This window comes from Candidatus Methylomirabilota bacterium (genome assembly GCA_035260325.1).
In the GTDB taxonomy this organism is placed as follows: Bacteria; Methylomirabilota; Methylomirabilia; order Rokubacteriales; family CSP1-6; genus AR19.
This window is the reverse complement of the sequence record DATFVL010000136.1, coordinates 1-6,105: the sequence shown is the minus strand read 5'-3', so window position 1 is coordinate 6,105 and position 6,105 is coordinate 1. Positions and strand designations below refer to the sequence as shown.

9 protein-coding genes and 1 pseudogene are annotated in these 6,105 nt (G+C 69.7%); 3 read left to right on the top strand and 7 right to left on the bottom strand.

The window, feature by feature from the left end:
* Positions 1–79: 79 nt before the first annotated feature.
* The 5 genes from VKG64_09215 to VKG64_09195 all read right to left on the bottom strand — a co-directional run bounded on the left by VKG64_09215 (position 80) and on the right by VKG64_09195 (position 3,608).
* Positions 80–553, bottom strand: a complete 474-nt coding sequence (locus tag VKG64_09215; protein ID HKB25219.1) for a MarR family transcriptional regulator — start codon at positions 551–553, stop codon at positions 80–82.
* Between the two features lie 100 nt (positions 554–653).
* Positions 654–914 (bottom strand): hypothetical protein, encoded by a 261-nt coding sequence (locus tag VKG64_09210; protein HKB25218.1) that lies wholly within the window; start codon positions 912–914, stop codon positions 654–656.
* 93 nt (positions 915–1,007) lie between these two features.
* Positions 1,008–2,093: a nitronate monooxygenase gene (locus VKG64_09205; GenBank protein HKB25217.1), complete on the bottom strand. Its 1,086-nt coding sequence runs from the start codon at positions 2,091–2,093 to the stop codon at positions 1,008–1,010.
* 68 nt (positions 2,094–2,161) lie between these two features.
* Positions 2,162–3,046, bottom strand: coding sequence for a LysR family transcriptional regulator (locus tag VKG64_09200; GenBank protein HKB25216.1), 885 nt, complete (start codon positions 3,044–3,046; stop codon positions 2,162–2,164).
* A gap of 1 nt (position 3,047) precedes the next feature.
* Positions 3,048–3,608, bottom strand: coding sequence for a Uma2 family endonuclease (locus VKG64_09195; protein HKB25215.1), 561 nt, complete (start codon positions 3,606–3,608; stop codon positions 3,048–3,050).
* A 146-nt stretch (positions 3,609–3,754) separates the two neighbouring features.
* Here VKG64_09195 and VKG64_09190 point away from each other — a divergent pair, with 146 nt between their 5' ends.
* Positions 3,755–4,375, top strand: coding sequence for a DNA-3-methyladenine glycosylase 2 family protein (locus tag VKG64_09190; GenBank protein ID HKB25214.1), 621 nt, complete (start codon positions 3,755–3,757; stop codon positions 4,373–4,375).
* 49 nt (positions 4,376–4,424) lie between these two features.
* Here the strand turns inward: VKG64_09190 and VKG64_09185 are convergent.
* A pseudogene (locus VKG64_09185) lies at positions 4,425–4,925 on the bottom strand (ORF6N domain-containing protein).
* A 173-nt stretch (positions 4,926–5,098) separates the two neighbouring features.
* Between VKG64_09185 and VKG64_09180 the strand changes: the two are divergent.
* Together VKG64_09180 and VKG64_09175 are read left to right on the top strand one after the other, a co-directional pair.
* The gene (locus VKG64_09180; GenBank protein HKB25213.1) at positions 5,099–5,533 is read left to right on the top strand and encodes an ABC transporter substrate-binding protein; all 435 of its coding nucleotides are present in this window, start codon (positions 5,099–5,101) and stop codon (positions 5,531–5,533) included.
* A 57-nt stretch (positions 5,534–5,590) separates the two neighbouring features.
* Entirely contained in the window at positions 5,591–5,920 is a 330-nt protein-coding gene (locus VKG64_09175; GenBank protein HKB25212.1) for a hypothetical protein, read from the top strand.
* A 15-nt stretch (positions 5,921–5,935) separates the two neighbouring features.
* Here VKG64_09175 and VKG64_09170 read toward each other — a convergent pair.
* On the bottom strand, positions 5,936–6,105 hold a 170-nt coding region (locus VKG64_09170; protein ID HKB25211.1), incomplete at its 5' end, for a glutamine--tRNA ligase.

Here is a 6,105-nt window from a genome sequence, read left to right as displayed (position 1 = left end):
GGCGGGTCCTGGCCGCTCGCGGCCTCGTGGCCCGCCAGCGCGAGCGTCAGACACGCGCACGCGAGGAACGTGTGTCGCATCACCGCATAGTACGACTAGTACGACGCGTCCCGTCCCGGGCGGACAGCCGTCGCCCCGACCGCACCAGCGTCGTCAGCACCCGCACGAGGGCCGGCGCCTCCTCCTGAAGCTCGGTGAGCGAATAGAGCGCCAGCTGTCTCAGCTTCACCTCGCCTGGCCGCGTCAGCTCGAGCAGGACCTGACGGCGGTCGGACGTGGCCCGCCGCCGTTGCGCGAGCCCTCGGGCGACCAGGCGATCGATCAACCCCACGGCGGCGTTGTGGCGGATCTGGAGCCGCTCAGCCAGCGCGCCGATCGTCGCGGGCGCCCACCCCTCCAACGCCTTGAGCCAGAGCAGCACCTGGTACTGCTGGATGGAGATCCCCGCCGCGCGGGCCGCCTGCTCGCGACGGGACAGGAACAGGCGGAGCTGGTAGCGAAAGTCAGCCAGCGCCCGGTAATCCGCCGATCGAAGGTCACGCGCTCGAGGCATAGCCCACCGTGTCTCCCCCTGCCTGAGTGAGCTCCAACTGAAGGAGCTAGGAGATGTTCAGAATGGCCGCCGCCCCATGGCGGCGGGCCGGGTGGAAGACTCAGGCGAGCGGAGGACCCCGGGGCTGGCGCGGCGGAATCGCGGGGCCGGGGACGAGCTGGTCGTCAGCAGCGACGAGGACCTGGACCGGCTCCCAGCGCGGCTCGAGCGCGTCGAGCGGCGCGCTCTCGTTCGTGCTGGAGGCGGACGTGATGAGCATGACGACGCTGTCGTAGTCGCCGTCATCCCAGAAGCCCCCGGGGGTGCTCGGATCGGGCGGGCTCGCGTAGGCAAGGAGCCGCAGTGAAAGGAGCGGGCCCACCAGAAGGAGTGCGACAAACCGCCCGGATGCCACTAGCGCTAGGCTACTCCGGGCTTCCGCCGACCCGCAAGCTTCTTCGAAGGGTCCGGGGCCTCAGTCAGTTGTCGTCAGCCGGCCGACGGCGGCCGCGGTCTCGGTCGCGAGCCGCGCGACGAGGCTCGCCGCCGATTGACGGCGCGCCAAGCCCAGGCCCTGCCCCGCCCAGAGCGACAGGAACTCGGCGCGGCCTTGCTTGGCGGCGGCGCTGCGGAGCGGTCGGGTCAGCGCGTTCTGGAGGGGAAACGGGAGAATCGCGCGGTCGGCGTCATCACGCTCGACTTCCACGATGAAGCGGTTGACGATCCCCCGCGCCGGGCGACCGGAGAAGGCCCGCGTCAGGCGCGTCTCGTGCTCGTGCGCGGCGAGGATCGCCTGCTTGTATGCCTCGGGGATGCCGGCTTCGTCGCACGTGAGGAACGCGGTGCCCATCTGCACGGCGCGCGCGCCGAGCGCCAGCGCCGCGGCGATGCCGCGGCCGTCCATGATGCCGCCCGACGCGATCACCGGCACCCTCACGGCGTCCACGACCTGCGGCACGAGCGCCATCGTTCCCACCATCCCCGTCTCGAACGGTCCCGCGAACGTGCCCCGGTGACCGCCCGCCTCACTGCCCTGCGTGACGACTGCCTCGACCCCGGCCTGCTCGAGCGCGACGGCTTCCGCAACGGTCGTCGCGGTGCCCGCGAGGAACATGCCGCGCGCCTTGATGGCCTCCATCGCGCCGGCGGGCAGGATGCCGAACGTGAAGCTGAAGACGGACGCCCCGCTCTCGAGCGCCGCGGAGAGCTGCTCGTCGAAGGCGTAACCGCCGGACACCGGGAGCGCCGGCGCCGGCAAGCCCAGCTCGGCGTAGAAGGGCGCGACGCGCTCGAGGGCGGGCCGCGGATCCCGCGGCGCGTCGGGCGCCGGGAGCGGCGCGAAGAGATTGATGCCGAACGGCCGCACCGTCAGCGCGCGCACGGCCCGCGATGCCTCGGCGATCTGCGCCGGCGTCAGGTACGCCGCGCCGATGCAGCCGAGCGCTCCCGCTTCGCAGACGGCGGCAACCAGCTCCGGCGTGTCGCCACCGCCCGCCAGCGGGGCCTGGATGATCGGGTGGGCGAGCTTCAAGCGCTGCGTCAGCACGTTCTGGAACGGCATGCGCGACCTCCGCGATCCGAGGCTAGCGCGGCGGGGAGACCGTGAGAAACGGTTTTAAGTGATCGGCGCTATCGCGCAGAGCGATGAGGCTCAGGCGGCCGAACGCATTGCAGGAACGCGGCGAGAGCGCTCGAAACGAAGCCGTCGCGGCGGCGGATGAACACCGTGTCCACGACGGCGTCGGCCGCCGCCAGCTCATGGACCGCGACCCGGCCGTCGGGCCAGACCGGGCCGATCAGGGCCTTCGGCAGCAGGGTCACGCCGAGTCCCGCGGCGACGCAGCCGACGATCGCCTCGAGCGTGCCGAACTCCAGCAGACGCGCGCCGACGACCCCGCGCTTCGCCAGGATGTCTTCCAGCCGCTGGCGGTAGGAGCAGCCGATGCGCAGGACGACGATCTTGAGATCGCCTTGCTTCACCAGCTCGTCCAGGCCTTCCACCGCCGGCGCCGTGAAGATCGCGAGCTCCTCGCGAAAGATGGTCTCCGCGTCGAGCTCGGGGTGGCTCACCGGGCCGCAGACGAAGGCGCCCTCCACGCGGTGCTCGAGCACCGCCTCGGTCAGCTCGCGCGTGGTGCCGGTCCTGAGGATCAGATCCACCTCGGGATACTTCGCAAGGTACGTCGAGAGCAGCGGCGAGAGCCGCAGCGCGGCCGTGGTCTCGAGCGAGCCGAGGGTGAGCGGCCCCGCGGGCGTGCCCTCGTCCTCGACGGCCTGCCGCGCGTCCTCCAGGAGGTGGCGCACCCGGACGGCGTAGGGCAGGAGCCGGCGCCCCGCCGCCGTCAGCGCGACGCCCCGGCTCGAGCGCTCGAACAGCGGCGTGCCGAGCTCGTCTTCGAGCGCGCGGATGCGGGCGGTCACGTTCGACTGCACGGTGTGGAGCTCGGCGGCCGCCCGGGTCATCCCGCCGAGCCGCGCGACCGCCTCGAAGATCCTCAGATCCGCCGCGTCCATGTCACGCGAAGACGTCCGCGACCGGGACGCTGACGTCGGGGAAGGCGAGCGGAGAGATAGTCTCTCCGCGCTCGGCACGCCGGCGCTCGCGGTAGCTATCGTCGTGCGGCGAGCGATAGACCTCGATCCATCCACCCTCGACGCTCGCCACCCAGTACTCGGGGACGCCGGCGGCGGCGTAGAGGCGGAGCTTGTCCCCTCGGTCGTAGCGCAACGAGGACTCGGCCACCTCGATGACGAGCAGGATGTCGTCGCGCCCCGGCGCGCTCGTGACGTACGAGCGCCTGCGAAGCAGCGCCAGATCGGGCTCGGGGACGGTGTCCACCGCCAAGCGGGCAGGTCCCTGGATCCAGACGACCGCCCGATCGCCGACACCGGTCACGAGGCGCTTGGTGAAATTGGCGACGCACGCGGCGTGGCGGTGGCCGATCGGCGTCATCTCGACGATCTCGCCGCGGATGAGCTCCAGACGCTCGTCGGACCGCAAGATCCCAACGCCGACCATCCGCTCGAACTCGTCGGCCGTGAACATCCTGCGCGCGCGCTCGACCTGGACCACCATAGCGATGCTCCGCCTCGAGTATACGACCGACACGGCACGGGCGACACCACGGTTCCGTAGTAGCTGCCGCGCGTGCGATGCGGAAGTCCCTAGACGGATACACCTCGCTGTGATAGCAAGCGAGTCATGCCGACCCAGCGCAACGCATGACGGCCGCGGCCCGGCGCCACCTCGCGCGCGACTCCGTGATGCGCAAGCTCATCCGCCGTCACGGCCCGTGCCGGCTCGAGCCTCACGGGCGCTCGCCCTACGAGACGCTGGTGCGCGCCATCGCCCATCAGCAGCTCAACGGGCGCGCGGCCGAGACGATCCTGGGCCGCTTCGTCGCCCTGTTTCCGAAGGGGCGCTTCCCCGCGCCGGCGGCGGTGCTCGCGGCGCGCGCGACCACGCTCCGCCGCGCCGGCTTCTCGCGCGCCAAGGTGCGCGCCATCAAGGACATCGCCCGCCACACGGTCAAGGGCGTCGTGCCGACGCGCCGCGCCTGCCGGCGGCTCAGCGACGAGGAGATGATCGAGCGCCTGACACCAATCCACGGCGTGGGCCGCTGGACCGTCGAGATGCTGCTCATCTTCACGCTCGGCCGGCTCGACGTGCTGCCGGTGGACGACTTCGGCGTGCGCGAGGGCTTCCGCCACGCCTACGGCCGCCGCGCGCGGCCGACGCCGAAGGCGCTGCGCATGTTCGGCGAGCGCTGGATGCCGTACCGCTCGGTGGCGGCGTGGTATCTCTGGCGGGCGGCGGGCGACGCGCGGTTGAAGACGAAGTAGCCGAATGAGGTGCGTGGAGATCTTCATGACGCTCTCCATCATCAGGGCGGAAGCCGACGCGCCGCGTGGGCCGAGGCTCGGGCGCCATCAAGGCGCGGATCGCGTCGAAGACAACCTTGAACTGGCCGTCGTATTTCCGCTCAAGGGCGTCGACCTTGCGCTCAAGGTCGGGCTGTGATGCGAGCATGCGACGCAGCCGAACGAAGGTCCTCACGATCACGATGTTGACCTGAATCGCCCGCTCGCTCCGTAGGACGCTGGAGAGCATCGCGACGCCTTGCTCGGTGAAGGCGTACGGGCGATACCGCCGACCGCCGCGACCAACACGACTCTTTGAGGTCACAGATCGTGACCTCAAAGCCATCGATTCCGCACGCGTGAGCTGGAACATGAAATCATCTGGGAATCGGAGCGCGTTACGCTTGACGGCCTGGCCGAGAGCCTTAGTGGGGACTCCATAGAGAGCGGCCAGGTTGGCGTCCAGCATAGTTTTTTCTCCGCGGACGAAGAGGATCGTCTCGCGGATTCGGTCGGAGGTAAGGGCGGACATCCCAGGCCCCATGACGCCATGCTGAGCTCGGGGTGCCGATTTCTGCAATGTCCAAACTTGGATACGGTCCCGCCCTTTTGCGGTCGCAGATTGCGACCGCAGACGTCCAGAAGTCCGCTTGCTCCGAAGAACGCTTCGCTGTAGTGCTATCGCCATGAAAGCGGACCGCCGCGATCTCCGCCTTCCTCGCCGGACAGAAATCCTTCAGCGACGTCCGCGTGCGCCGGGCCATCGCGCTCGCCGTGAACCGCCAGAGCGTGATCGAGGCCGTGCAGGAGGGCATGGGCGTCCTGAACCCGCCGCTGCGCGCGTTCCTGAAGGACTGGGCGCTGCCCGTGGACCAGCTCGGCGAGGGCGCCCGGTACTATCAGCACGACCCGGCGGAGGCCAAGCGCCTCCTGGCCGAGGCCGGCTACCCGCAGGGCTTCCCCGCGAGCCTCCGCTTCACCGGCTACGGGTCCACGGCGCTCGCGGACATCCTGCAGCTCGTGCTGAAGGACCTGAAGGAGATCGGCATCGCCGCGAAGCTGGACCAGAAGGAGTACGGCGCCTACATCGCGAGCTGCTTCTATGGCAAGTTCGACGGGATGTCAGCGGTCACCCAATAATCCCCACCTGTGGTCATTGAATATTCCTCACCCCTCCTGACCGAGGAGGGCACGTTCATGAGCGAGACGACATTGTTGACCGGACTGGCGCCGACGGACGGCGACACTGGCCCCGAGGTCACACCACTCGGGGAGGGACGGATGGTCCGCGAGGATTGCTGGCGGGAGGTGCACCGGCTATACCACGTCGAGCGGCGCTCGAAGTCGGAGATCGCCCGGCAGTTGGAGCTGGATCGGAAGACCGTGCGGGGCATCCTGCAGGAGACGGCGTGGCAGCCCTACACCCGCACCGAGCGTGGCGACACCCTCCTGGCCGAGCACGCGACGTATCTGCGTCATTCCCTACGGTTTCTATTCACGGGCAGATTACTCCCCTCGCCAAGTTGACTGATGATTATCTCTCTACCCGCCCTTCTCGATCTTCGCCCACTTGTCGCGCAATCCCACGGTGCGGTTGAACACCAGGCGCCCAGGGGCGGAGTCGCGCGAGTCCACGCAGAAGTAGCCCTGGCGCTCGAACTGGAAGCGCGCGCCCGGTGGGGCGCCGGCCAGTGCGGGCTCGACGCGGCACC

Bases quoted from the DNA above. Each gene is read 5' to 3' on its own strand.
- VKG64_09215 (HKB25219.1), bottom strand. From the start codon at position 553: ATGCCTCGAGCGCGTGACCTTCGATCGGCGGATTACCGGGCGCTGGCT.
- VKG64_09205 (HKB25217.1), bottom strand. From the start codon at position 2,093: ATGCCGTTCCAGAACGTGCTGACGCAGCGCTTGAAGCTCGCCCACCCG.
- VKG64_09200 (HKB25216.1), bottom strand. From the start codon at position 3,046: ATGGACGCGGCGGATCTGAGGATCTTCGAGGCGGTCGCGCGGCTCGGC.
- VKG64_09195 (HKB25215.1), bottom strand. From the start codon at position 3,608: ATGGTGGTCCAGGTCGAGCGCGCGCGCAGGATGTTCACGGCCGACGAG.
- VKG64_09190 (HKB25214.1), top strand. From the start codon at position 3,755: ATGACGGCCGCGGCCCGGCGCCACCTCGCGCGCGACTCCGTGATGCGC.
- VKG64_09175 (HKB25212.1), top strand. From the start codon at position 5,591: ATGAGCGAGACGACATTGTTGACCGGACTGGCGCCGACGGACGGCGAC.